The sequence below is a fragment of the Gilliamella sp. CG16 genome, assembly GCF_046635785.1.
Lineage (GTDB): Bacteria > Pseudomonadota > Gammaproteobacteria > Enterobacterales > Orbaceae > Gilliamella > Gilliamella apicola_I.
The window spans coordinates 279,571-303,596 of the sequence record NZ_JBIDFL010000001.1 but is presented as its reverse complement, the minus strand read 5'-3'; the positions used below and the strand labels follow the sequence as shown (position 1 = coordinate 303,596).

The 24,026-nt window shown below is 35.2% G+C and carries 19 protein-coding genes; 8 read left to right on the top strand and 11 right to left on the bottom strand.

Features of this window, described 5'->3' with window-relative positions; translation table 11 throughout:
- Nucleotides 1–6: 6 nt before the first annotated feature.
- From ACGH47_RS01340 to ACGH47_RS01320, 5 genes are all read right to left on the bottom strand, one after another.
- On the bottom strand, nucleotides 7–816 hold the full coding sequence (locus tag ACGH47_RS01340) for an SPOR domain-containing protein (protein WP_267349759.1): 810 nt from the start codon (nucleotides 814–816) through the stop codon (nucleotides 7–9).
- Between the two features lie 70 nt (nucleotides 817–886).
- The gene (gene aroK / locus ACGH47_RS01335; RefSeq protein WP_065558794.1) at nucleotides 887–1,408 is read right to left on the bottom strand and encodes a shikimate kinase AroK; all 522 of its coding nucleotides are present in this window, start codon (nucleotides 1,406–1,408) and stop codon (nucleotides 887–889) included.
- 184 nt (nucleotides 1,409–1,592) lie between these two features.
- The gene (gene gutQ, locus ACGH47_RS01330; protein WP_267349756.1) at nucleotides 1,593–2,555 is read right to left on the bottom strand and encodes an arabinose-5-phosphate isomerase GutQ; all 963 of its coding nucleotides are present in this window, start codon (nucleotides 2,553–2,555) and stop codon (nucleotides 1,593–1,595) included.
- A gap of 211 nt (nucleotides 2,556–2,766) precedes the next feature.
- A complete protein-coding gene (locus tag ACGH47_RS01325) occupies nucleotides 2,767–3,390 on the bottom strand; it encodes a LysE family transporter (protein ID WP_411622455.1) in 624 nt (207 codons plus the stop codon).
- A 7-nt stretch (nucleotides 3,391–3,397) separates the two neighbouring features.
- A complete protein-coding gene (locus ACGH47_RS01320) occupies nucleotides 3,398–4,840 on the bottom strand; it encodes an LTA synthase family protein (protein ID WP_411599000.1) in 1,443 nt (480 codons plus the stop codon).
- Nucleotides 4,841–5,222: 382 nt separating this feature from the next.
- On the opposite strand from ACGH47_RS01320, the gene glyA reads away from it, so the two are divergent.
- Entirely contained in the window at nucleotides 5,223–6,479 is a 1,257-nt protein-coding gene (gene glyA, locus ACGH47_RS01315) for a serine hydroxymethyltransferase (protein ID WP_411622453.1), read from the top strand.
- Between the two features lie 49 nt (nucleotides 6,480–6,528).
- On the opposite strand, the gene ACGH47_RS01310 is transcribed toward glyA, so the two are convergent.
- Nucleotides 6,529–8,697, bottom strand: a complete 2,169-nt coding sequence (locus ACGH47_RS01310) for a hypothetical protein (RefSeq protein ID WP_267359408.1) — start codon at nucleotides 8,695–8,697, stop codon at nucleotides 6,529–6,531.
- A gap of 195 nt (nucleotides 8,698–8,892) precedes the next feature.
- On the opposite strand from ACGH47_RS01310, the gene ACGH47_RS01305 reads away from it, so the two are divergent.
- Complete coding sequence (locus ACGH47_RS01305; RefSeq protein ID WP_411622452.1) at nucleotides 8,893–10,812, top strand: ABC transporter ATP-binding protein; 1,920 nt, start codon at nucleotides 8,893–8,895, stop codon at nucleotides 10,810–10,812.
- Nucleotides 10,813–10,850: 38 nt separating this feature from the next.
- On the opposite strand, the gene ACGH47_RS01300 is transcribed toward ACGH47_RS01305, so the two are convergent.
- Complete coding sequence (locus tag ACGH47_RS01300) at nucleotides 10,851–12,017, bottom strand: sugar transporter (RefSeq protein WP_411622451.1); 1,167 nt, start codon at nucleotides 12,015–12,017, stop codon at nucleotides 10,851–10,853.
- Between the two features lie 190 nt (nucleotides 12,018–12,207).
- Here ACGH47_RS01300 and ACGH47_RS01295 point away from each other — a divergent pair, with 190 nt between their 5' ends.
- Together ACGH47_RS01295 and ACGH47_RS01290 are read left to right on the top strand one after the other, a co-directional pair.
- Nucleotides 12,208–12,564 carry a DMT family protein gene (locus ACGH47_RS01295; RefSeq protein WP_267359414.1) on the top strand — a complete coding sequence of 119 codons (357 nt, stop codon included), beginning with the start codon at nucleotides 12,208–12,210 and terminating at the stop codon, nucleotides 12,562–12,564.
- 298 nt (nucleotides 12,565–12,862) lie between these two features.
- Nucleotides 12,863–13,624, top strand: coding sequence for an acid phosphatase (locus ACGH47_RS01290; RefSeq protein ID WP_411622450.1), 762 nt, complete (start codon nucleotides 12,863–12,865; stop codon nucleotides 13,622–13,624).
- 101 nt (nucleotides 13,625–13,725) lie between these two features.
- Here the strand turns inward: ACGH47_RS01290 and apbC are convergent, their stop codons facing one another.
- Nucleotides 13,726–14,793, bottom strand: a complete 1,068-nt coding sequence (gene apbC / locus ACGH47_RS01285) for an iron-sulfur cluster carrier protein ApbC (protein ID WP_411622449.1) — start codon at nucleotides 14,791–14,793, stop codon at nucleotides 13,726–13,728.
- 253 nt (nucleotides 14,794–15,046) lie between these two features.
- Here apbC and metG point away from each other — a divergent pair, with 253 nt between their 5' ends.
- A complete protein-coding gene (metG, locus tag ACGH47_RS01280) occupies nucleotides 15,047–17,074 on the top strand; it encodes a methionine--tRNA ligase (RefSeq protein WP_267359419.1) in 2,028 nt (675 codons plus the stop codon).
- A gap of 86 nt (nucleotides 17,075–17,160) precedes the next feature.
- Here metG and ACGH47_RS01275 read toward each other — a convergent pair whose 3' ends face one another.
- Nucleotides 17,161–17,949, bottom strand: a complete 789-nt coding sequence (locus tag ACGH47_RS01275) for an SDR family NAD(P)-dependent oxidoreductase (protein WP_411622447.1) — start codon at nucleotides 17,947–17,949, stop codon at nucleotides 17,161–17,163.
- Between the two features lie 452 nt (nucleotides 17,950–18,401).
- Here ACGH47_RS01275 and ACGH47_RS01270 point away from each other — a divergent pair, with 452 nt between their 5' ends.
- Nucleotides 18,402–19,292 carry a LysR family transcriptional regulator gene (locus tag ACGH47_RS01270; RefSeq protein WP_267359423.1) on the top strand — a complete coding sequence of 297 codons (891 nt, stop codon included), beginning with the start codon at nucleotides 18,402–18,404 and terminating at the stop codon, nucleotides 19,290–19,292.
- A gap of 105 nt (nucleotides 19,293–19,397) precedes the next feature.
- Here the strand turns inward: ACGH47_RS01270 and tolC are convergent, their stop codons facing one another.
- Nucleotides 19,398–20,747, bottom strand: coding sequence for an outer membrane channel protein TolC (gene tolC, locus ACGH47_RS01265; RefSeq protein ID WP_411622446.1), 1,350 nt, complete (start codon nucleotides 20,745–20,747; stop codon nucleotides 19,398–19,400).
- Nucleotides 20,748–20,885: 138 nt separating this feature from the next.
- On the opposite strand from tolC, the gene nudF reads away from it, so the two are divergent.
- Nucleotides 20,886–21,515 carry an ADP-ribose diphosphatase gene (gene nudF, locus ACGH47_RS01260; protein WP_411596534.1) on the top strand — a complete coding sequence of 210 codons (630 nt, stop codon included), beginning with the start codon at nucleotides 20,886–20,888 and terminating at the stop codon, nucleotides 21,513–21,515.
- A 176-nt stretch (nucleotides 21,516–21,691) separates the two neighbouring features.
- Nucleotides 21,692–22,519 (top strand): 3',5'-cyclic-AMP phosphodiesterase, encoded by an 828-nt coding sequence (gene cpdA / locus ACGH47_RS01255; RefSeq protein WP_267359427.1) that lies wholly within the window; start codon nucleotides 21,692–21,694, stop codon nucleotides 22,517–22,519.
- Between the two features lie 41 nt (nucleotides 22,520–22,560).
- Here the strand turns inward: cpdA and cls are convergent, their stop codons facing one another.
- A complete protein-coding gene (cls, locus tag ACGH47_RS01250; protein WP_065558777.1) occupies nucleotides 22,561–24,024 on the bottom strand; it encodes a cardiolipin synthase in 1,464 nt (487 codons plus the stop codon).
- Nucleotides 24,025–24,026 lie beyond the last annotated feature (2 nt).

Sequence of the window (24,026 nt, the reverse complement as noted above, 5' to 3'; positions counted from 1 at the left end):
TATCCTTTATTTTTCAGCTTTTTCTTTATTCACAGATGCACCAGATTTGACCCATGGATTATCCTTTTGTAAAGCACTAGGTAAAGATTTTATAGCCTTTTTGGCTTCATCTGATGATTTATATATACCTTTAATCAAAATAAACCATTTACTGTTATTACGTTTAGTTTCGTAAATTTGGTAATGAGTAATATTATTTTTTTCAACAAATTTTTTTAAGTTTTCAATAGATGATGAAGCACTAAGTTGAATAGTGTATTCATCATCTTTAATATAAATAGTATTGTTTTTATTCCTGTTTCCGTTATGACTTGAAATAGTATTATGACTATTCGCTCCATTTTTCTCAGAAAGGGACGATGTTGTTGGTTTTTTTATAGTCGAATCATTTGATTGATTACGAGCTTTCCTTGATTCATCCACAATATTACTATTACTGGTTAGTGGCTCTTGACTGTCTAATGATTGATTCGATCTTGAAGCAGTTGTAGAGTTGGGTAATAAACTTGAATCGGTGGTTTGTGTGTTACTTGATGCGTTTAACTCATCAGTTAAAGATTGAGCGTTGTTGCTGTTTTCAATATTTGTTGATGAATAACCATTGACGTCAGGCGACGTCAATGATGTTGGTTCATTTTCTGTTGAAGAACTTAATATCACAAAACTTAGCGTTAAGAAAAAGATTACCATAGCAGAACCAAGAATAATTAATTTTTTCTTGGAAAAATAATTAAGAAAACTTGGTAATTTGAATGAAGTTGTAGAGTCTTTATTCGCTTTTTCTGATATATAACGGTCATCTTTATCTACACGCATATTTACTCCTTAACTTGACATCTACACTATTACTATTTCAGTATCAGTCATTATCTTGATAATAAGTAGCTTAAATTTGCTCTATTTTATCGATGATATAACCAGCTACACCTTTAGCACTTTGTTCATCTGTCTTAATAGTGATATCAGCAATTTCTTGATAAAGTGGTTCACGTTCATCAGCAAGCTCTTCATAGAGTTCTCGAGGGGTATTTCCTCCTTGTAATAATGGACGCCGTTTGTCTTTTTGAGTTCTTGCCATCTGTTTTTCAATGGTTGTTTCAAGATAGACCACTATCCCACGAGCAGATAAACGATTACGTGTCTCTTTTGATAGAACCGATCCACCGCCTGTCGCGAGTACTACACCTTGTTTTTCAGTCAATTCATTAATGACTTTTTCTTCTCTGGCGCGGAATCCGTCTTCACCCTCTAAGTCAAAAATCCAAGCAATATCGGCACCCGTTCGTTTTTCGATCTCTTGATCAGAGTCAAAAAACTCCATGCCTAACTGTTGTGCAATTTGTCGACCTATTGTGCTTTTTCCTGCCCCCATTGGGCCAATTAGAAAAATATTTCGCTTTTCTGCCATTGTAGTTTCATCATCTATTAATTTTGGTTAAAATTTACAACACAATATTAACTGACCGTGATCTTTCGTTTCACAAGCAGTTAATTGTGTAACTTTTCTTGTATCTCCGTCTAACGACAAAAATTTAGGTTGGTAATTATCTCAATAGAAAGCCCCTTTTTGCAATAGGTATTTATTAATAGTTTTAGCTAATTCCTGCTTGATGCAAATCGTGAATATTTAATGCACCGACTAATTCACCTTCGTTATTCACAACTGGTGCAGCAGTAATATTGTGATAATTAAATGATTTTAAAGCTTCTGTTGCTTTCCAACTTGCGGGTATTCTATAACCAGGACTTGTCATCACAGCTTCAATACTGTCTTGTAATGTGCCATTTTTTAATAATAATCGACGCAAATCCCCGTCAGTAAATACGCCAATAATTTTATTATTATCCTGACATATTGCAACTAATCCCACACCTGTACGGCTGAGTTCAAGCATAGCTTCAAGTACTGTTGCAGTATGGGGAACTTTTGGAATTAAATCTCCCGTTCTCATGACATCTTTTACTTGATTAAGTAATTTCGCACCCAAACTGCCTGCCGGATGTGAACGAGCAAAATCTTCTTCATTAAAACCTCGGGCTCGCATGACGGCTATGACCAGCGCATCACCCATTAATAATGTATTTGTCGAACTCGAAGTAGGTGCTAGCCCCATAGGACAAGCTTCTTTTTCGATCGATATATCAATTACGGCTTGAGCCGCTTTGGCTAAGGGTGAGTCTAAACCACCAGTTATGGCAATCACCGGTACTTTCATCGAAGCAAGTATAGGGAGTATAAAATTAAACTCTTTTGCTCGACCCGAATAAGAAATTAGTATTGCTACATCATTTTCGCTTACCATTCCTAAATCGCCATGTAGCGCTTCGGAGGGATGCATAAAAAAAGAAGGGCTACCAGTACTGGCTAAAGAAGCAGAAATTTTTTTTCCGATATGTCCCGATTTTCCAATACCCGATACGACAATTTTTCCTTTTGCAGTTAAAATAAGCTGGCAAGCTGTAATAAAGTCTTCACCTAGCCGATTAGGTAACTTTTGAGCTTCATGAATTTCCAATTCAAGAAGTTCACGACCATATTTTAATAATTTATCCATTTCAATTAACCTATGGAGTTTTTAGAAGGTATTTGTGCCATTTATGATCTTCAATAAGTAAAATTGAAAATAATAATATATATTAGATAGCTAACAGTGTAGCAAGTAACAGAGAAATATTCAAAAAGAAAGCGAGTTAATTTTTACGTCAATCATGTTTCTTATAAATTTATGATCGATAAAGTATTAGAATTTGGAAAATAACGAGGCATTAACCACCTAAAGCTACTTTTATTCCCAGTGCGATTATAATGATACCCAGAATTTTATCAATGATGAACTGAATTTTACCGTAACATCGTTGTACCGATCGGGTTTGAAAAATAAAGACAACAAATGGCCACCAAAAAATCGCTTCTACCCAAATTATCAGTGCCACTAATAATTTGTCAATGATCGTTGAATTAGCACTAAGTACCTGAGTAAATATAGCCAGAAAAAACAAAGTAGCTTTAGGATTAAGTAAATTACATAAAAAGCCTTGAATAAACGCTGTGCCAGATGAGATCATCCTACCATGTGATTCACAATTTAGATAACGAGTACCGCTATTTTTGGCAAGTAGTGCTTTTATGCCTATCCAGATTAGGTATACAGCACCAACATAACGTAATGCATTATAAAGTAAGGGTGTTGCGGTAATCAGCACTGCGATTCCCGCAACACAATAACTCATATGAATTAATATGGCGATAATGACACCCAAACACGTGAGTAGTGCTATTTTTCGGTTATAACTTAAACTGTTTTTTAGCACTAGAAAAAAATCAGGTCCGGGCGAAATCATTCCCAAAAAACTGACGGTAGTGACTATGATCATGGTATCAAGTGTCATGTTTGACCTATTTAACGTATTCAGCTGAGTGATTTAACGTTGCGATTTTAGATTTATTTTGTTCAATAAACTGTTTTTTATCCATGTCGGTTTGGGTTAAATAATCAGTTAAAAATTTAGCATTACTTTTAATTTGAGCACCATTTAAAATCAATCTTGGTAAATCAATTTGATAGATTGTTTGATCGGGTGATTTATGTAAATTTTCAGGTTTAGCATTGGTTAATAAATAAAGTTGACGCTCTTTTTCAGATAGGCGATGAATAGTAGGGGTACCCGAACCCATCATTAAGTGATCCGGAAAAATATAAAAGACCGTATCTTCGAGCAATCCATTATGCTCTAAATATTGGATAAATTGTCCAACGTTATAATCCAGTGAGGCAGCAACAAATGACATATTATCTTCTTTAGGTGTGATAACCGATGTCATTCGTTCATCATAAAATCCGTTAGGGGCATGGGTTGAAACAGTTGAAATGAATAGCGCAAAAGGTTGATTTGCTTCATTCATATCATTAATTTGTTTTTTGGCGATATCAAAAATATCTTTGTCATATAATCCAAAAGGTGCATTGGGATACTGACCTATATAGTTTTTTTCAGAAATCACTTTCAAACCAAGTAATTCAGCGGTATGTCCAATACCTGCAAAATCAGGGCCAGCCATAACATAGCGTGTTTGGTAGCCTGCCTGTTTCAATACATCCCCTAAACTGATTAATTGGGTTTGATTGCTTTTCATCAATGGCGAAGTTGAGTACCCACCAATTAAAAAAGGCACGCCTGTCATGTAAGTATACATTGATGCAGTTGTCCAGCTACTACCAACACTCATTGGCATATTCGGGAAGAAAGTATATGTTTGACGTAATTGTCTTAAATGCGGTGTGATATCCGCAAAATCTAAAAAACCTTGTTCAAACGATTCTAACGAAATGACGACAATATTTTTTCCTTTATGACTAATTAACTGATTTTTATTAGTGTAATCTGTCATATTGAGCGTTTGTAGTGCTTGTTCGAATGATTCACGAGGTGCGTTTGTCACTTGATAAATTTCGTATAAACGGCTTAACGGTCCATTGTGATAACTGATGCTAATAATGGCAATCATAGCCAATACCAAACGAAGTAATGGATGACATTTTCGCTTAAATAAACTCGCTAACTTAAACAGTAAAAATACAAAACCCAAAAAAACAACAATCACCAAGAGTGCTTGTAATTTAAAAATGAATAACCCTTGTATAATGTCATTGATATTTAAATTGACGTAAAACTGGTAGTCTATAAAGCCGCCACTAAAATAGATTGAGGTTAACTCCATGACTACAAAAACTGTCAACAGGCTGATCACCAGCAGTTGCCACTTTTTGCGTTTAAAAAAAGAGGCAACCACGACGGTAATAATTAAAAGAGGTAAAACAATTAATGTCGAAAGTGGCATAGAACAAAATACTCAATGATTAACTTTTGCATAAGTATATACTTAATATTATGAAAAATAAAAAGCAGCGAGTATTTTTATCTCAATAGCTAGATAGAATGCTGTTAACTGACAATTTTGAGTGTAATTAATCTGTTATTTATCAACAAATAAATTAAAAAATCACATTTTTTTGTTAAGGTTAAATTATAACCGTTTGGTGAATTAATCGGATATTTAGCCTATCAAGATTTTTATAATCTTATTTCTATAAATATTATTTATAACTCATAAAAAAGATTGAAATAAAATGTTGGATAGGTAAGGATAATTCATCGTGATTTTTAAGCGTAAAGTTAACCAACAGCCTAAAAGCCAATGTAATTGAAAATAAGGAGTCAAAATGTTTAGTAAAGAAATGACTATTGCCGATTATGACAAGGAGTTGTGGGATGCCATTAAGGGTGAAGAACAACGTCAAGAAGATCATCTTGAATTAATTGCATCCGAAAATTATGCCAGCCCAAGAGTAATGCAAGCACAAGGTTCCCAGTTAACCAATAAATATGCAGAAGGGTATCCAGGTAAACGTTACTACGGTGGTTGTGAATATGTCGATATTGTTGAAAAATTGGCTATTGAACGAGCAAAAACGTTATTTGGTGCTGATTATGCAAATGTACAACCCCATTCAGGTTCGCAAGCTAACTTTGCTGTTTATACCGCGTTATTAAATCCTGGCGATACAGTACTGGGTATGAATTTATCTGAAGGTGGTCATTTAACCCATGGTGCACCGGTTAGTTTTTCAGGTAAGCTTTATCATGTGGTTGCCTATGGTGTTGATGCGGCAGGCCATATTGATTATGAACAGTTAGCGACCATTGCTAATGAGTCAAAACCTAAAATGATTATTGGTGGTTTTTCTGCTTATTCTGGTATTGTTGACTGGAAGCGTATGCGTGAAATTTCTGATAGTGTGGGAGCTTATTTACTTGTGGATATGGCGCATGTTGCAGGTTTAGTGGCCGCAGGTGTTTATCCAAATCCTGTTCCTTATGCGCATGTGGTTACCACAACAACCCATAAAACTCTTGGTGGACCAAGAGGCGGATTAATTTTGGCAAAAGGTGGTAGTGAAGATCTTTATAAAAAATTAAATTCATCCGTATTTCCGGGTGCCCAAGGCGGGCCTTTAATGCATGTCATTGCAGCAAAAGCGGTAGCATTAAAAGAAGCAATGGAACCGGCTTATCAACAATACCAACAACAAGTTGTTAAAAATGCGCAAGCAATGGTTGATGTGATTTTAAAACGAGGCTATAAAGTGGTTTCTGGTGAAACACACAATCATCTATTTTTGATTGATTTAGTCGATAAAAAAATTACAGGTAAAGAAGCTGATGCCGCATTAGGTAGTGCAAATATTACCGTGAATAAAAATAGTGTGCCAAAAGATCCGCAAAGTCCTTTTGTCACATCTGGTATTCGTATTGGTTCACCTGCGATTACAAGGCGAGGATTTAAAGAGCCCGAGTCTCGTGAATTGGCTAATTGGATTTGCGATGTATTAGATAATATTGATGATGAACAAACGATCCAAGCCGTAAAAGAAAAAGTATTAGCGATATGTCGGCAATTCCCTGTTTATCAACATTAAGATACCATCATTATCGCCGACACTATCGGCGATAATGATAGATTTGTTTTTATTGTTTTTCTGTGTCTGTGGTTTTTTGTATAAGTTCTTGCTTTTGTTGCTCTATAAAGTGTGTTATATGACCTTTATGCCATAACCACCCACCTGTTATACCAATACCTAATACTAAAGCTATCCAAAATACAATAGCAAATTTATTACGACGTTTTCTCATTGGGTCACGTAAATTACGTTTTGCATTCTTCGGTAATTCTGCTTTACTAGTGAGTAATCCACCTAATAATAAGTTTATTTTCACTTGCCCATTAATTGCCCAACCGGATGCTTCAAGAAGTGGTCCAAGTGTACGGTGTCTTAATTTTAACCAAGCTAAAATCACAGAAGGGCCCGATATAATGACAAATAATCCAATAATAACCAAAGGAAGTTGCCACCAGCTTAATGAAAATAGTGCTTGGAAAATGGTTGCTAAAGCAGTACCAATTGCACCAAGTGCTAAGCCAATTGCGGCAAATATACCCACGCTTTTACCAATATCAAATTTGGTATCTGGATTTTGTAAGACTTGCGTACCGGTTTTTTCGATATCGGCATCTTTGCTGGTTGCCCATTTATTAATTTGTTCAGTAATTAGGCGACCAATACGTTGATAAGGAGCCCAAACAGCTTGTTGGATACTGATTGGTTTTGTAATAATTTTAACTACATTAGCATCCCAATCATTACCTTCATTGTCAATAAATACACCGTTACGACCTTCGATAAGTAAATCACCTTGCCCTGCAGTAATAGCCGCTGCAATCACCTTTTTTTCACCTTGTCTGGTACATTCACAGTAAAGTAAACACAGTTCCGAGTAGTTAGACATTGTAATGTGTTTGGCAATATTATCTACCGAAACACATAACGTTGCACAGCGACCATCAATATAGAGTTTTCCAAGTTGAAATGCGGCTCTTTTTTCAAGTGAAAAGAAATCAGAAAAAGAGGTAAAATTGACGAGTAGTCGATACAAATGTTTGTGAAATAGAACAAGTTTTTCTAAAATTAAAACATCTGAGGCTGAAATCGGCGTTTTATTGTCTTGATCAACCATTTCTTGAAATTGAGCCAATAAATCACTATTTGCCATGTTTTTAATCGTTTTGTTTGATAAATCTTCAATGCTATCGGTTGGTTGAACTGAAACTTTGGTTTGAACCATACTAGGTTTTGAATTAATCAGCGAGGCGTAAGGATCCAGACTGGTTTGAATATTTTGCCATTCTTCTTCTGTTAGTACATTAGAATTAGCTAATAACGGCGAAACGAGTGTTTTAAATTGTGTAATTTTTGCTTTCCATAATGGATTGAGCCCATTGACCAAATCGAGAGAGTTATGGGTATCGATTTTTGATAACGGTAATTCGGCTAGCGCTTCGTCTGATAATAACCCATTTTCTGTTGGGACTATATACTTCTCATCAACGTTCAATGCTGTTTGTGCTTGTGGTGCATATTGTGCAAGTTCCACACGTAAAAAATAGTCATCTATTTTGGGTTTTAGCGTTTGAACAAGGTTCCATATTTCAGCACTATTTTCGCCAAATGGTGTTTGTGTATTACTTATATCCTTTTGCCATTGTTGCCATATTTGTAAGTTTTGAACAAATGTTTTGGCAATATCTATGTTAATTCCATTTTCTCCACTCATATCTTTTTCAGCCCCAACAATTTTTATTGCTGATTTGATAAAAGTTTGCATTTCTGGTGATAGCTCGGCGGATGCAGGAAAAATTAAATCACCATTGTAAAGTTTGCCTGCATTAATTTTAATAGATTGTTGTACATCATCTTGAGTTAAATAATCACAATCACTTTTGTTTAAATTGACAAGAATGCTGCGAGCGGTGATGAATAATTTTTTACCTTGTTCTGTTTCTGTATTAATTTGTGACAAAGGTAAAATATCTGATGAATGTAAGATCGTTTCAAAAGAGTGAATTTTACCTCTTGTCCAAGCGATAGCATCTAATATATCGGGAATGCGAATGCGACCGTCTTGATCTTCATCCAAAAGTGCCAATGTTCGTTTGTCAAAATCTAGCCCTGTCGTCGGGCAACTGAGTGCGACCCATAATTTAGGGTCAAGATTGGGTAGATTAATAATATCGTCGGCGTTTTTAAAAACAACTTGATCTAATCCACCTACACGCTGAAATGTCCACATATGACTCATGATAACCTCCATACTGAAATTTATTTTATTTCCTTTATGTAAATAAATATAACAGTATTAGTCGTTTAATGAAAGAGAACAGTGATTTTAAACTTGTGAAATTTTAAAAAATTTTGAAGAATTGAGTTTAGTTGCTGACCACAACTTTATGATAGAATAACGCCATATTACTTAATATCCAAATAAAAAATAACTATGTCATTAATCAATCTTACAAATGCTTATCTTTCCTTTAGTGATGCGCCACTACTCGACCATATTGATATGTCGATTGAAGCTAATGAGCGTGTCTGTCTTGTTGGGCGTAATGGTGCAGGTAAATCAACGTTACTAAAAGTATTAAATAAAGAAGTACCGTTAGATGAAGGTCAAATTATTTATGAGAATAATGTTGTTGTATCACGTTTACAACAAGATCCCCCAAGGGATATTCAAGGAAATGTGTTCGATTTCGTTGCAGAAGGTTTAAAAGAACAAGCTCAATTATTGAGGGATTATTATGATTTATCTCATCGTATTGAACAAGATCCCAGTGAAAGTAATCTGTCTAAATTAGCTAAATTACAAGAGCAATTAGATCAGCAAAATGGTTGGCAACTTGATAATCGTATTCGTAATGTTATCTCTTCACTTTCCTTGGATGGTGATGTGCTGTTGTCATCCTTATCAGGAGGTTGGTTGCGTAAAGCCGCATTGGCTAAAGCATTAGTGTGTCAGCCAACAGTATTGTTACTGGATGAGCCAACTAACCATTTAGATATCGAAACGATTAAATGGTTAGAGGAATTTTTAAAAAGTTTTAATGGTAGCATTGTGTTTATTTCACATGATCGTTCTTTTATTCGGCAAATGGCAACGCGTATTATTGACCTCGATAGAGGTAAAGTGGCTTCATGGGGTGGTGATTATGATAGTTATCTTGTTGGAAAAGAGGAAGCACTACGTGTCGAAGAGTTGCAAAATGCAGAATTTGATAAAAAATTAGCTCAAGAAGAAGTGTGGATACGTCAAGGTATCAAAGCTCGCCGTACACGTAACGAAGGTAGAGTACGCGCTTTAAAGGCGATGAGACAAGAACATTCACAGCGTCGCCAAGTCATGGGTAGTGCAAAAATGCAAATTGAAGAAGCGTTGCGTTCGGGCAAAATTGTTTTTGAATTGGATAATGTGAGCTATCAAGTCGAAGGTAAATTACTGGTTAATGATTTTACGGTACAAGTATTACGTGGCGATAAAATTGCGCTGATTGGTCCTAATGGTATAGGTAAAACAACACTTTTAAAGCTGATGTTAGGTAACTTACAGCCGACCTCGGGTAGCGTACATTGTGGTACCAAATTGGAAGTCGCTTATTTTGATCAGTATCGACTTGAGTTGGATCCTGAAAAGACTGTGATGGATAATTTGGCTGAAGGTAAGCAAGAGGTGATGGTTAATGGTCGATCTCGTCACGTGCTTGGCTATTTGCAGGACTTTTTGTTTCCACCAAAACGCGCCAGAACTCCTGTTCGTGCATTATCTGGCGGTGAGCGAAATCGTTTATTGTTAGCCAAACTATTTTTAAAACCAAGTAATTTATTAGTTCTCGATGAACCCACCAATGATCTGGATATTGAAACTTTAGAGTTGTTAGAAGAACTAGTTAATGATTATCAAGGCACTGTTTTATTGGTTAGCCATGACCGACAATTTGTTGATAATGTGGTTACCCAATGTTGGTTTTTTGAAGAACAAGGTCATATCGGTATTTATGCGGGCGGATATACTGATGCTTTACAGCAACAGCAGCAAGCAAAACCCGTGCCGGTGAATAAAAATACTGCACCGGTTAAATCCGATGAAAAACCGGTAACAGCAGAAACCAAAATGCCTGAAGCGAAAAAGAAAGTAAAGTTAAGTTATCATGAACAACGTGAATTAGCACAATTACCAAACCAAATAGAGCAATTGGAATTAGCAATAGCTGATTTACAAGCGCAAATAGGGCACAGTGACTTTTTTAATCAACCCCACGAGGTGACAAGCCCGATTTTAACTGATTTGGCCAATAAAGAAGCTGAACTAGAAGCAGTTTTTGCACGTTGGGAAGCGCTTGAGTCGTTAAGTCAACAATAATAGCGTTAAGAGCTTGCTTGGCAAGCTCTTGTTAGCATTTACCATGTTCTTTTTGTTAATATTAAAAAGAGTGCTAATGCAAGAATAACAAATATTGCACCAATAAACCCGATATACTCGGTTGATAGTCGAACTAAGACTTGGCTACCCACAAACGCACCTGCTCCAATGCCGATATTATAAATACCTGAATAAACGGAGGTTGCAATATCAGCTGCATCTGGAGCAACATCAATGACTTTACTTTGCATAACCATGCCGATGATGGTGATCGCAAGTCCCCATAACATGCCTTGTAAGATTGCAGTGATTAAATTGAACGAGCAAACATAGAGTGAAAGTAAACAAATCATCAATAATAACAAAGGGATGATTAGAATTGCTGTTGGATGTCTATCCGAATATTTAGCAAAGACAACACTGCCGATCATACCTGAAAAACCAATAGCTAATAGAATGCTAACCACCACTTTTTCGTTAAAGCCACCGACATTTATCATAAATGGGGTGATATAGGTATAAGCACAAAAATGCCCAGTAATAATAATTGCTGTTAACAGATAGATATTGAGTAATACTGGTCGTTTAAGTACTTTCGGAATATCACGGATAGATAAGGTGTCTGTGCTTGGCACAGGCGGTAATAAATAGAGTAATGAAACCATGACACAAAAAGCAATAAAACCGATGCATAAAAAAGTAATCCGCCAACCAACAACTTGACCAATTATCGTGCCAATTGGAATACCTAAAATTGTTGCCATTGAAACGCCGACAACAATAAAACCCATTGCTTTAGCTTTTTTGCCATTGGGTGCAAGTCGTACTGCTAAAGGCGTAGTAATAGCCCAAAATACAGCGTGTGCACAAGCGATTCCAATTCTGGCTACCATTAAACTATAAAAGTCCCAAGCAAAACCCGCTAAGATATGGCTACCAATGAATAAACTAAATAAGAAAACAAGAAGTTTTCGGCGATCCATTTTTGAAGTTAATACCGTTAAGGGTAACGATAATAATGAAACAGACCAAGCATAGATAGTTAATAATAATCCAGCATGCGCTTCATCCATTGAAAAACTTTTAGCGATGTTGGGTAGCAACCCTACCGGAACAAATTCGGTGGTATTAAAAATAAATGCTGCAAATGCCAAACATAAAATTGACGACCAAATTCGAGACCGTTTATTAGCATTGTTTATCATGTTGTTTTTTAAAGAAGGGATAAATAGATTGAGTGTCATTATAACATGAATAATGTTCGTTATTAAACAGTCAGTAAAGATAATGGTGTCATCTTCGATGACAACTAATCGGCATTCTTTATCGATTTTGTACCTTCATTCGTAACAGGTATATAATACTCATACCTTTCCACTAGCAGTGATGATAATCATGAATCAACTTTTTATTACGATATGTCTATTAATTTTTAGTAATATGTTTATGACGTTTGCTTGGTATGGCCATTTACGTTTTTTGCATAATCAAGTCTGGATTGTTGCCGTTTTTATTAGTTGGGGGATTGCGCTGTTTGAGTATTTATTGCAAGTTCCTGCTAATCGTATAGGCTTTCAAGTTGCCACCGCTGGTCAATTAAAAATTATTCAAGAAGTCATTAGTTTGTCTGTCTTTATACCCTTCTCAATTTATATCTTAAAAGAACCTTTTAAAACTGATTATATTTGGGCTGGTTGTTGTTTGCTTGGCGCAGTATTTTTTATGTTTCGAGATAAAATTTTTGCATCATAAACAGTTATGATACCTCTATTTTAAATATCATTACGGCTTGAAGAGTGATTTAAACTTTTATATCACTATTGATAAAAAGTGACAGTATGAAAATGTGATAGTTGTCACATAATGTAAATGATGTAATTTATTAATCCAATAATTCAATTTAAGATTGATTAATATCAAATAAATCAATGTGATTAGACAATAAGATTTAGAAAACTTTATTGTATGGACATTGTAACAAGGCAATTTAATCGTTTTAAATACCAACGATATAGGAATATCAATATCGAGAAAGAAAAGGGGGCCGTCTATGCAAAAAATGTTAGTTAAAAGTATTATGCTGTATTCTTTATTATGTGCTCAAGCATTCGCCGTAGAAATAAAAGATGTAACAACACATCCTAATGACTATTATCTTACTGAAAATCAAGCTCCTGATAGTTTACAATTGTTACCACCACCTCCTTCATTTACCAGTGTTGAATTTTTAAGAGATAAAGCCATGTATGATTGGGGTAAATCGATGCGTCATACCGAACGAGGAAGACAAGCTTATATTGATGCTGACTCTAGCAAGGAAAATGTCACTCAGCAATTTTCAACGTCGTTTGGTTTTGATATATCTGCTATCAAAACACCCGAAATTTATAAATTGATTACGACAATGAAAGAAGATGCTGGTGATCTGGCTACTCGTTCGGCGAAAAATTATTACAATCGTATCCGACCATTTTCGTTTTTCAATGAGCCCACTTGCCGACCAGAAGACGAAAAAACGCTGTCTACTAATGGATCTTATCCCTCAGGACATACAACAATTGGTTTTGCTATATCGCTGGTGTTAGCTGAAATCAACCCACAACGTCAAAATGAAATTTTAAAACGAGGTCTTGAAGTGGGTGAAAGTCGTGTTATTTGTGGATACCATTGGCAAAGTGATATTGATGCGGCTAGAGTGATGGCGGCGAGTGTGGTGGCACAACTGCATGCTAATGCCCAGTTTAATCAACAACTGGCAAAAGCCAAAATGGAGTTTAACCGCTTAAAAACCAACCAACAAAATAAAAAATAATAAGAATTATCGAAAAATATGATTCGATTGTAAATCCAATGTTTATCAATTTAAGGCTGATATTGGCTGTTTCGTTAAACAACCAATATCCAGCTTAACAATCATAACGCTTTAAATGAGATATCCGGTAAAATCGCTTCACCTTGCCAATATAATTCACTGGCAAGTTGCCCGGCAATTCGACAATAATTTTCAGTAAATTCACTGTCTGGATGACTAATAACTGTTGGCGTTCCTGTATCAAGGTCTTGTCGCAACATTTTATGCAGCGGTATTTGCCCAAGTAATTGAGTTTGATATTTTTCGGCAAGCTGTGCCGCACCACCTTCACCAAAAATTGCCTCGTGGTGCCCACAATTTTCACAGATATGGTAGCTCATGTTTTCGATAATGCCTAGCGTCGGGATATTAACCTTATTGAACATTGTGATGCCTTTTTTAGCGTCGATTAAGGCAATGTCTTGAGGCGTGGTAACAATCACCGCAGCAGTAACAGGAATACTTTGCGCGAGTGTTAATTGAATATCTCCTGTCCCTGGTGGCATATCAATCACTAAATAATCAAGTTCAGGCCAAAGCGTGTCTTGCAAAATTTGCAATAATGCTTTGCTTGCCATTGGTCCTCGCCATACCATTGCTCCATCCGAATCGACTAAATAGCCAATCGAGTTACTGGCTAATTCATAGGCCATAATTGGTGTCATATGTTTATTGTCGGGAGTAAGTGGCTGTTGTTTTTCGGTTCCTAACATGGTAGGTATAGACGGGCCATAAATATCGGCGTCTAAAATACCAACTTTGGCGCCTTGTTTTTGCAGTGCAAGCGCAAGGTTAATCGCGGTTGATGATTTACCGACTCCTCCTTTACCAGAGCTAATGGCGATGATGTTTTTAATGTTTTTTATCGCTTGTTGATGATTTGCTCGTTTTAGGGTGGCAATATTGAAATCAATTTGCCAATTCACTTGTTTTATACCGTCAATTTCGAGTAATTGAGGTGTAATGGTTTTTTTCAGCTCTTCAAAAGTGATTTGCCATGCAAAGGGCATCGTTAAATGAATATGCAAAGTTTGATTTTCCATTTTACACTTTTTAACTGCACCTAATTCGATCAAATTTTTTCGCAAAGTAGGATGAGCAAAATTTTCAAGAATCTTTTTGGGTTCCATGGTGATTAGCCTTCATTTTTTATCTACGGTTTTATCTGCTTTTATGCTGATTTGTATAATTATCATGCTTATTTAAGTAAAATATTGAGAACAGCCAAATTATTTTATGCTTTCCAAAATGTCGTGAGTCATTAGTTTGCTGATTTTTCTGAATCTGGAAAGAATTTTTATTAAATTATGGCATAAATCTAGCGATAATCCCATGTTTGATGTACTATTCCCGACATTATGTAATAAAAGGTATTAAATTGACATGACAACAAAACGCAAAATATTAGTGACTTGTGCACTTCCTTATGCAAATGGTTCAATTCACTTAGGACATATGCTAGAACATATTCAGGCTGATGTATGGGTACGCTATCAACGAATGCGTGGCAATGAGATTTACTTTATTTGTGCAGATGATGCGCATGGTACGCCAATCATGCTTAAAGCCCAACAATTAGGGATGACGCCTGAACAGATGATTGCAGAAGTTAAAACTGAACATCAACGTGATTTTGCTGGATTTAACATCAGTTATGACAATTACCATTCAACGCATAGTCCAGAAAATCGTGAGATATCTGAACAGATTTATAAAAAGCTAAAAGCCAATGGTTATATCAAAACAAAAGTAATATCACAATTATTTGACCCAGAAAAACAGATGTTTTTACCTGATCGGTTTGTGAAAGGCACGTGTCCACGTTGTAAAGCCCCAGATCAATATGGTGATAACTGTGAAGTTTGTGGTGCAACTTATAATCCAATTGATCTCATTAATCCTCAATCGGTTATTTCTGGCGCAACCCCAATAATGAAAGACTCAGAGCATTTCTTTTTTGATTTGCCCGCTTTTTCAGAAATGTTACAGGCATGGATCCGATCGGGCACATTGCAAGATCAAGTTGCGAATAAAATGCAAGAGTGGTTTGAAGCAGGATTACAACCTTGGGATATTAGTCGTGATGCTCCTTATTTTGGTTTTGAAATTCCGGATGCACCCGGTAAATATTTTTATGTTTGGTTAGATGCGCCAATAGGTTATATGGGATCTTTCCTTAATTACTGTAATAAAAATAATAAAGCGATATTTGATGAGTTTTGGAATAAAAACTCAACGACTGAACTTTATCATTTTATCGGTAAAGATATTGTCTACTTCCATAGTCTATTTTGGCCAGCAATGTTAGACGGTAGTGAACATCGTAAACCTTCCAATATTTTTGTTCATGGCTATGTCACGGTTGATGGTGCAAAAATGTCAAAATCACGTGGAACTTTCATTCAGGCAAGTACTTACTTAAAACATTTAGATCCAGACTGCTTGCGTTACTATTATGCAGCGAAATTGTCGCCACATATTGATGATATCGATTTAAATTTGGAAGATTTTGTCCAACGTGTTAATAGTGATTTAGTCAATAAAGTTGTTAATATTGCTTCCCGTTCGGCAGGCTTTATCAGCAAACGTTTTGACGGTAAATTGTCTGATAATCTTGCTGAGCCAGAACTTTATGCTTTGTTCATTGAAAAATCAAAAGTAATTGCTGATTATTTTGAACAACGTGAATCCGGTAAAGCAATACGTGAAATTATGGCACTGGCTGACGAAGCAAATCGTTATATAGATGAAAAAGCGCCGTGGGTTGTAGCAAAACAAGAAGGGCAAGATCAAGCATTACAAGATATTTGTTCAATGGGTATTCATCTATTCCGTATTTTAATGACCTATTTAAAACCTATTGTGCCAGCATTAGCGGAACGCACTGAAGCATTTTTAAGTAGCCAATTGACGTGGGATTCGATTAATCAACCTTTGACCGGACACAATATTAACAAATTTAAAGCCCTATTTAACCGTATAGATATGGATAAAATTACTGCTATGATTGACGAAACAAAACAACAAGCTGCATTAGCGACGCCAGCTAAAGAAAAAGTCGCTGAACCGATTGCTGACACGATCAATTTTGATGATTTTGCAAAAGTGGATATGCGTGTTGCATTAATTAAAAATGCATGTGTTGTTGAAGGATCAGACAAATTATTGCAACTTACACTTGATATAGGAGACGAAACTCGTAATGTCTTTTCAGGCATTAAAGAGTTTTATCCTGATCCTCAAGTTTTAGTGGGCAGATTAACGATTATGATCGCTAACTTAGCGCCTCGTAAAATGCGTTTTGGTATCTCTGAAGGCATGGTACTTTGTGCAAGTGGTAAAGATGATAGTGAAGGCGTTTACTTATTGTCACCTGATAGTGGAGCAAAACCGGGTATGCGAATTTCGTAATTAATTGTTTTCTTTTTTTACATCTTAACAAGTTAAAACGCTTGTTAAGATGTTTAATTTTTTTAACGTGTTTTGTTGTAAAAGTTTTAAGACTTTTGATTTTCAGCCGCATTGCCAGAATAAGGTAAAATGCTATCTTTTAATGTAAATGAAAAATCTTTTGTGCTAATTTCTCCGATGATGTTGTCGCTATCATATAGCGCCATTAAAAAACCAGCCATTTGCTCTGCTGTGTGATATTGGCTGAAACTTTTATTATAGTCATATTCATTGACATTATTCGCTTTTTGACCGAATTCAGTTTGGGTTGCCGCAGGGGCTAAGACTTTAGCCGTTAATTTCGCTTTTGCTTGTCTTAATTCTTGCGCTAAACCTTCAGTAAAAGCATTAACATAGAATTTAGTCGCACAATAAGTGACAGCATTGGGTACAATTGTGTATCCACCTCGTGAAGAGATATTAATTATTTGTGTGCCAGATTGATGGTGATATTTATGCACATACAGCGTTGATAGAATTGTTAAGGCTTCGATATTTAAATGTAGCATAGATTGTATTTTATCTAAATCTTGATCTTTAACACTTCCGTAATGCCCAAAACCTGCATTATTTATCCATGTTTCAATATAATAGCTATCTAATTGTTTGAAGAGTGAAAAAACATTATCGGCTTGCGACAAATCACAAATTTTAATGATGATTTCCAAATTTGGATTTAATTCGGCAATTTTTTGTTTCAATGTTTCTAGTTGTGATTCTCTTCTTGCTATCAATATAAGGTTTTTATTTCGTTTAGCAAATTCAATTGCAGTGGCATAACCAATGCCTGAACTTGCGCCGGTAATTGCAGTGTATTTTTTAACATGATTGTTCATTTTTTTTCCTTTTAATTTCTTAATAAAGTAATTGTTATGTCGGTTTTTCCATAGACTATGGAGTAATTTTCTGTTTATTGGATTTCTATGCTTTAACTAATTGATTTTGAATAAAACACAGTTTATGTTGGTTAAGTTCACGCCAATCACCAACTTCAGGATATAAAGCTAGTTTTGATAGAACCAAATACCCTTTGCGCAAATTATTAAAATATAAAGGTGTTTACTTTTTACGTCATTATTTAGGATAACAAGCGATCTTCAATTTGTTGTATTATTCAGTTTTGAATCTATAACGTTATCTTCAATAGAAGTTTAATTGACAATACCTGTTTATCTCGTAGTAAATTTTATGTTTTCACACCCAAGATGATTTTGTTTTATTATCTTTATAAAATAAGGGATAATAAATATTATAAAAATTGATTTATTAACAACTAGGAGTTGATAATTTGGATCTATTAAAGTGTATGGAAGCATTTGTATTGACGGTGAAAACAGGATCGTTTGTGTCTACGTCAGTATCATTGAATACTTCACCTCAGATGGTGACTAAATACATTGCTTTTTTAGAAAAACACTTAGGATTAAAATTACTTAATCGAACAACACGCTCGCAACATCTTACCGTGTTTGGCAAACAGTATTATCAACGGTGTTTGTTAATTCTTGCAGAAATAAAAGAGACGAAGATATTAGCCCAACAATTTATTGAAGAGCCAAAAGGTCGATTAAGGATTAGTGCACCTGTCAGTTATGGACACTATAATTTAATTCCGGTCATTAGCCGTTTTATGAAACGCTATCCTAAATTAAACATTGATATTCAATTAAGTGATCGCTATGTTGATATAGTAAAAGAGGATTATGATATTGTGTTTCGTATCGGTCAATTAAATGATTCCGGTCTGATCGGACGCAAACTTAAACCTTTTCAACTTATATTTGCTGCTTCGCCCAGTTATTTGATGCAAAATGGTGTACCAGCTGTTCCTGACGATTTAAAAAATCATCAGTGTTTAATTTATCAATATGTGAATCGAAATAAAAATGATTATGTTTGGCCATTTACGATGAATGGCAAAGCCGTCAATCTTTCTATTTCTGGTTCATTACAATCAAATGATACTTCAGCATTAGCGATTGCCGCTATTGAAGGTTTGGGGATAACGATGTTACCCGAACCGATGCTTAATGAGGCGATAAAACAAGATAAATTATTACCGATATTACAAAATTATTTACCTCCCGCTCGGGAAGTCCATATGCTTTATACTGCTGACAGGCAACCGCTAGCTATAATGAAAATGTTTATTGAATTCGTGGTTGATACGATGTCATGAAAATCATCAAATGATGTTATGATCAGACTTGATTTAAGATAACTGCTATAAGGCAATAAAAAAAGGCGATAAAATCGCCTAAAGTCAAACAGTTATACTTAAAGATTATTGTATTGTTGCTAAGGTACTGACTTCATTACCAAGCATATTATTTAGATAGACTAAATCGTCTGCGGTTAATGTACCAACAGCATATTTAAGTTGTAGTAAATTTATTAGATAGTTATATTTAGCATCTGATAAATTTCGTTTAGAGCTATAAAGTTGAGTAGTTGCATTCAATACATCAACAATAGTTCGAGTTCCTACTTGATAACCTGAATTCGTCGCTTCTAATGAGCTTTCAGCTGAAACAACCGCTTGTTGATAAGCTTTAATCGCACTAATTGACGAAGAAATATTGTTATAAGAAGAACGGACTTGATTGATTACACTGCGATTAGTACTTTCAAGCTTTTCACTCGAACTAACGTAGTTGTGTTGAGCTTGCTCAACTTTAGATTGCGTAGCGCCACCTGAGAAGATAGGTAAATTTAAACTTAATCCAACATAATTATTACCCGAATAAGATTTTCCTCTTTGACCCCCATTAGTTGCAAAATTATCCCCATATCTATCGGTTTTATTTAGATTTGTTGATGCATCTAAACTTGCTGTCGGTAGGTGTCCTGCTTGTGATAATTTGATTTGATCACGAGCTATTTCTTGGTTTAATTTCATTGTTAATAAATTAAGATTAGACACTTCAGATTGTTTTAACAACGAATTAATTGAAATTGGCGCTTCGGTTTTAAACATTTTGGTATTAATGGTTGCTAAATTTGAATAGAATCGACCACTGACCTGACGTAAGTTTTCGATAGCGTTATTCAAATCGTTCAATGCATTAACTTGTTGAGCAAGCGTAAGGTCATAATTTGCTTGCGCATTTTGCACATCGGTAATTGCTACCAAACCAACTTGATGTTGTTGTTTGGTTTGTTGTAATTGACGACCAATTGCTTTTTTCTGTGCATCGATAAAGTTTAATGCCTCAAGTGCTTTAAGTACATTAAAATACGCAACTGAGGTATTTAATATAAGCGTTTGTCCTTGATATTGATAAGCTATATCAGCAATACTAGCTTGCTTTTTAGTGATATCTAAAGCTTTCCAATTAGAATAATTAAAAATACTTTGTGATAAGCTTACTTGATAAAGGTTCCCACTTTTGGATTTTACACCACTGGTATCACGACGCCCATGAGTTACACCATAAGAAGCACTTAAACCAATTTGTGGTAATAAGCTTGCTCGTGATCCAGAAATTGCTGAATATGCCTTTTCTTTTTCAGCTAATGAACTGCTTAAATCAGGATTCGTTTCCTTAGCTTGTTCATAAACCTGAACCAAATTTTCGGCAAATACAGAGTGGCTTAGCGCTAAGCCGATTAGAAAGGTTAAAGTTTTTTTCATCAATTTTCTCTTTAAAACATTCAAATATAATAGTATTTTTAATTTGCATAATTTTAACAGATAAATAGGATATAGTAAGCATAGTTTGTTAACTATTCGCACTTTTTATTAAAATTAAGACTAAAATTGAGAGTTTCTATGAAAATTAATAATGATCCTGTTGTGTTTAACAAGAAAGATGTGTTTAATTTGACTAAACGCGTTTTGTATAAAGGCTTTTTTTCTTTAATTGAATACCGTTTTCAATACCGTAAATTTGACGGCACCAAAAGCGATGTCGTAACGCGAGAAATTCTGGAGCGGGGACATGCTGTCGTGTTATTAGCTTACGATGTTAAACTTGATAACGTAGTCATGATAGAACAGATTCGTATTGCTGCTATCGAAACTCAGGATAGTCCGTGGTTATTAGAACTTATTGCTGGCATGATGGATCATGAAAATGAATCTTATGAAGAGGTTGCAAGGCGAGAAGCGATGGAAGAGGCAGGTATAACAATTGGACGTTGTAAGCCGATTGTAAGTTATTTGGCTTCACCGGGAGGATTAACGGAAAAACTTCATATATTAGTTGGTGAAGTAGATTCCTCAACTGCTATGGGAATTCATGGATTGGCAGAAGAAAACGAAGATATCAAAGTGCATGTAATTAGCCGCAAGCAAGCTTATCAGTGGGTTCAAGAAGGCGTGATTAATAATGCGGCATCAATTATTGCGCTTCAATGGTTACAGCTCAACTATAAATCATTAAAAGATGAATGGATATAATCAATGGCAATGATCACATTTAAGTTTTTCTTTCATAAAAATGTGATCCATTTTACACTTTATAAATCTACTTGAATTTATAATAAAAAATATTTAGTCTAGCCAGCTTTGCTATCCTTTTTTTGGGGATTTGATTATCTCTAATCGTGTATTTTGATAAAATGTTGAGGTCAATTTTGGGGTCATTTTTAACGCTTCCAATCATAAATAGAAATTACAGTAATATTTTACATATTACCGATACACATCTTTTTGCTAATGACCAGAGTAAATTATTAGGTATTGATTCAAATGCTAGTTTTCGAACAGTGATAAGAGAAATAGAAAATAGAAAAAGCCCGTTTGACTTAATAGTGGCAACAGGTGATTTTGTTCAAGATGGATCTAAACAAGCTTATCGTCTTTTTGCCGAGCAAATACAAAAATTTAATTTACCTTGTGTTTGGTTAGCAGGCAACCATGACAATTATCATGATATGCATGAAATTTTTGCTGACTATCAACTCGCTGAAAATAAAATTGTTCTTCTAGGGGATAAATGGCTTTTAGTGTTGCTTAATAGTCAGGTTGTGGATCAAGCCTATGGTTTTTTACCCCAGTCAGAACTTGAATTTTTGCAATGCACATTAACAAGTCATGATGATCGTTATGCTTTTGTGTTTTTGCATCATCATGCTATTGAGTCAGGTTGTCACTGGTTAGATCAACACATATTAAAAAACAAACATGAATTAGAAGAAATTATTAAGCATCAACCCAATATAAAAGGCGTAGCTTGGGGACATATTCATCAAAGTCTGGAATATATTTGGCACGGCTGCAAAGCGTTTTCTACACCTTCCACTTGCGTACAATTTATGCCAAAATCTTATGATTTTAAATTATCCTATGAAGCACCAGGATGGCGAGAAATCAAGCTTTCAATAGATGGAACAATTCAATCCAAGGTTCATCGTATTGCTGACAATTGTTTTCAACCAGATATGTCACAAAATGGCTATTGAATTAGATCCGATTATAACATTAGTTTTAAAAAATTAATTTTTTATAGCAACGGTGCAAAAAAATAAAAAAGTCGTTCAATAACACGTTGCCAAATTGGGCGTTTTTTCCATTCATCGATATTTACGATATCTGAGTTAGATAAGTATTTATGTAAAAGCTGAGATAATGATTTAGCAAATTCAGCATCATCAATAACTGTAGTGATTTCAAAATTGAGCCATAAACTACGCATGTCTAAATTTACGGTACCCACTAAACTAAGTTGATTATCAATTAACACACTTTTGGTATGTAATAAATTATCATTAAATTGATAAAGTTTGACACCACCTTCTAGTAATTCAGAGAAAAATGCTCGACTAGCCCATTTGACCATAAGTGAATCATTTTTTTTCGGAACGATAATAATCACTTCAACACCTCGCTGAGCAGCTGTCACAACAGCGTGTAATATATCATCGCTAGGCACTAAATAAGGGGTAGTAAAAATAATTTGTTCTTGCGCTGAGTATATTGCGGTTAACAGCACTTGATGAATCATATTTTCAGTATAACCCGGCCCTGAAGCAATTAATTGCATTATGTGTTTTTTCTCTTCGGGCGGTTCGGCAAACTCAGTAATTTGCGGTAATGCTAAGTATTTCCCCGTTTCAAGCTCCCAATCACTTGCATAAATTGCACCCATTAACGTTGTCACTGGCCCATTCATTCTTACCATGATATCTACCCATTCGCCAATGTGTTTATTTTGTTTAAAATAGCGAGGATCCACGATATTCATACTGCCAGTATAAGAAATATAATTATCAATAATGGCAACTTTGCGATGTTGACGTAGGTCAAGACGTCGGAACATAAAACGTAACAGATTTACTTTTAACGCTTCGATAATTGTAATGCCTGCGTCACGCATTCTTTTACTTGCTTTGGTTCTGATAAAATGGCGACTACCTGCGGAATCAACCATTAAACGACAGGTTACGCCTCGTTTGGTTGCGGCAATCAATGCATTCTCAACATCATCCGCTCTACCGCCTTCGTTCCAGATATAAAAAACCATTTCAATATTGGATGTTGCATGATTGATATCATCGATTAAACGATCGAATATCTCATCTGTTTCGCTAAGTAACTCTATATGGTTACCATTAATACCATCGAGGCCGGTTTGGTGCTTACAAAGTTGAAAAATCGGTTTACTGACTTGACTAACATTACGGGTAAAAATATCAGGAAAATCTTCAAGTCGATTAATAAATTTAGCAATTGTAGGACGCATTTGTTGCGCACGTTTTACACGTTGTTGACCTAAATGGGCTTCCCCTATGGCAAAGTAGAGTATGATTCCAACAATTGGTAAAATATAGATTATTAACATCCATGCAATAACGTAGGTTGTCGGTCTGCGTTTGAAAACAATACGCAATGAGGTTGCTACAATAAGCAACCAATAAGTTAGAAAGATCAACGAACTAATTAGAGTATGGAATGAGTATAATTGCATAT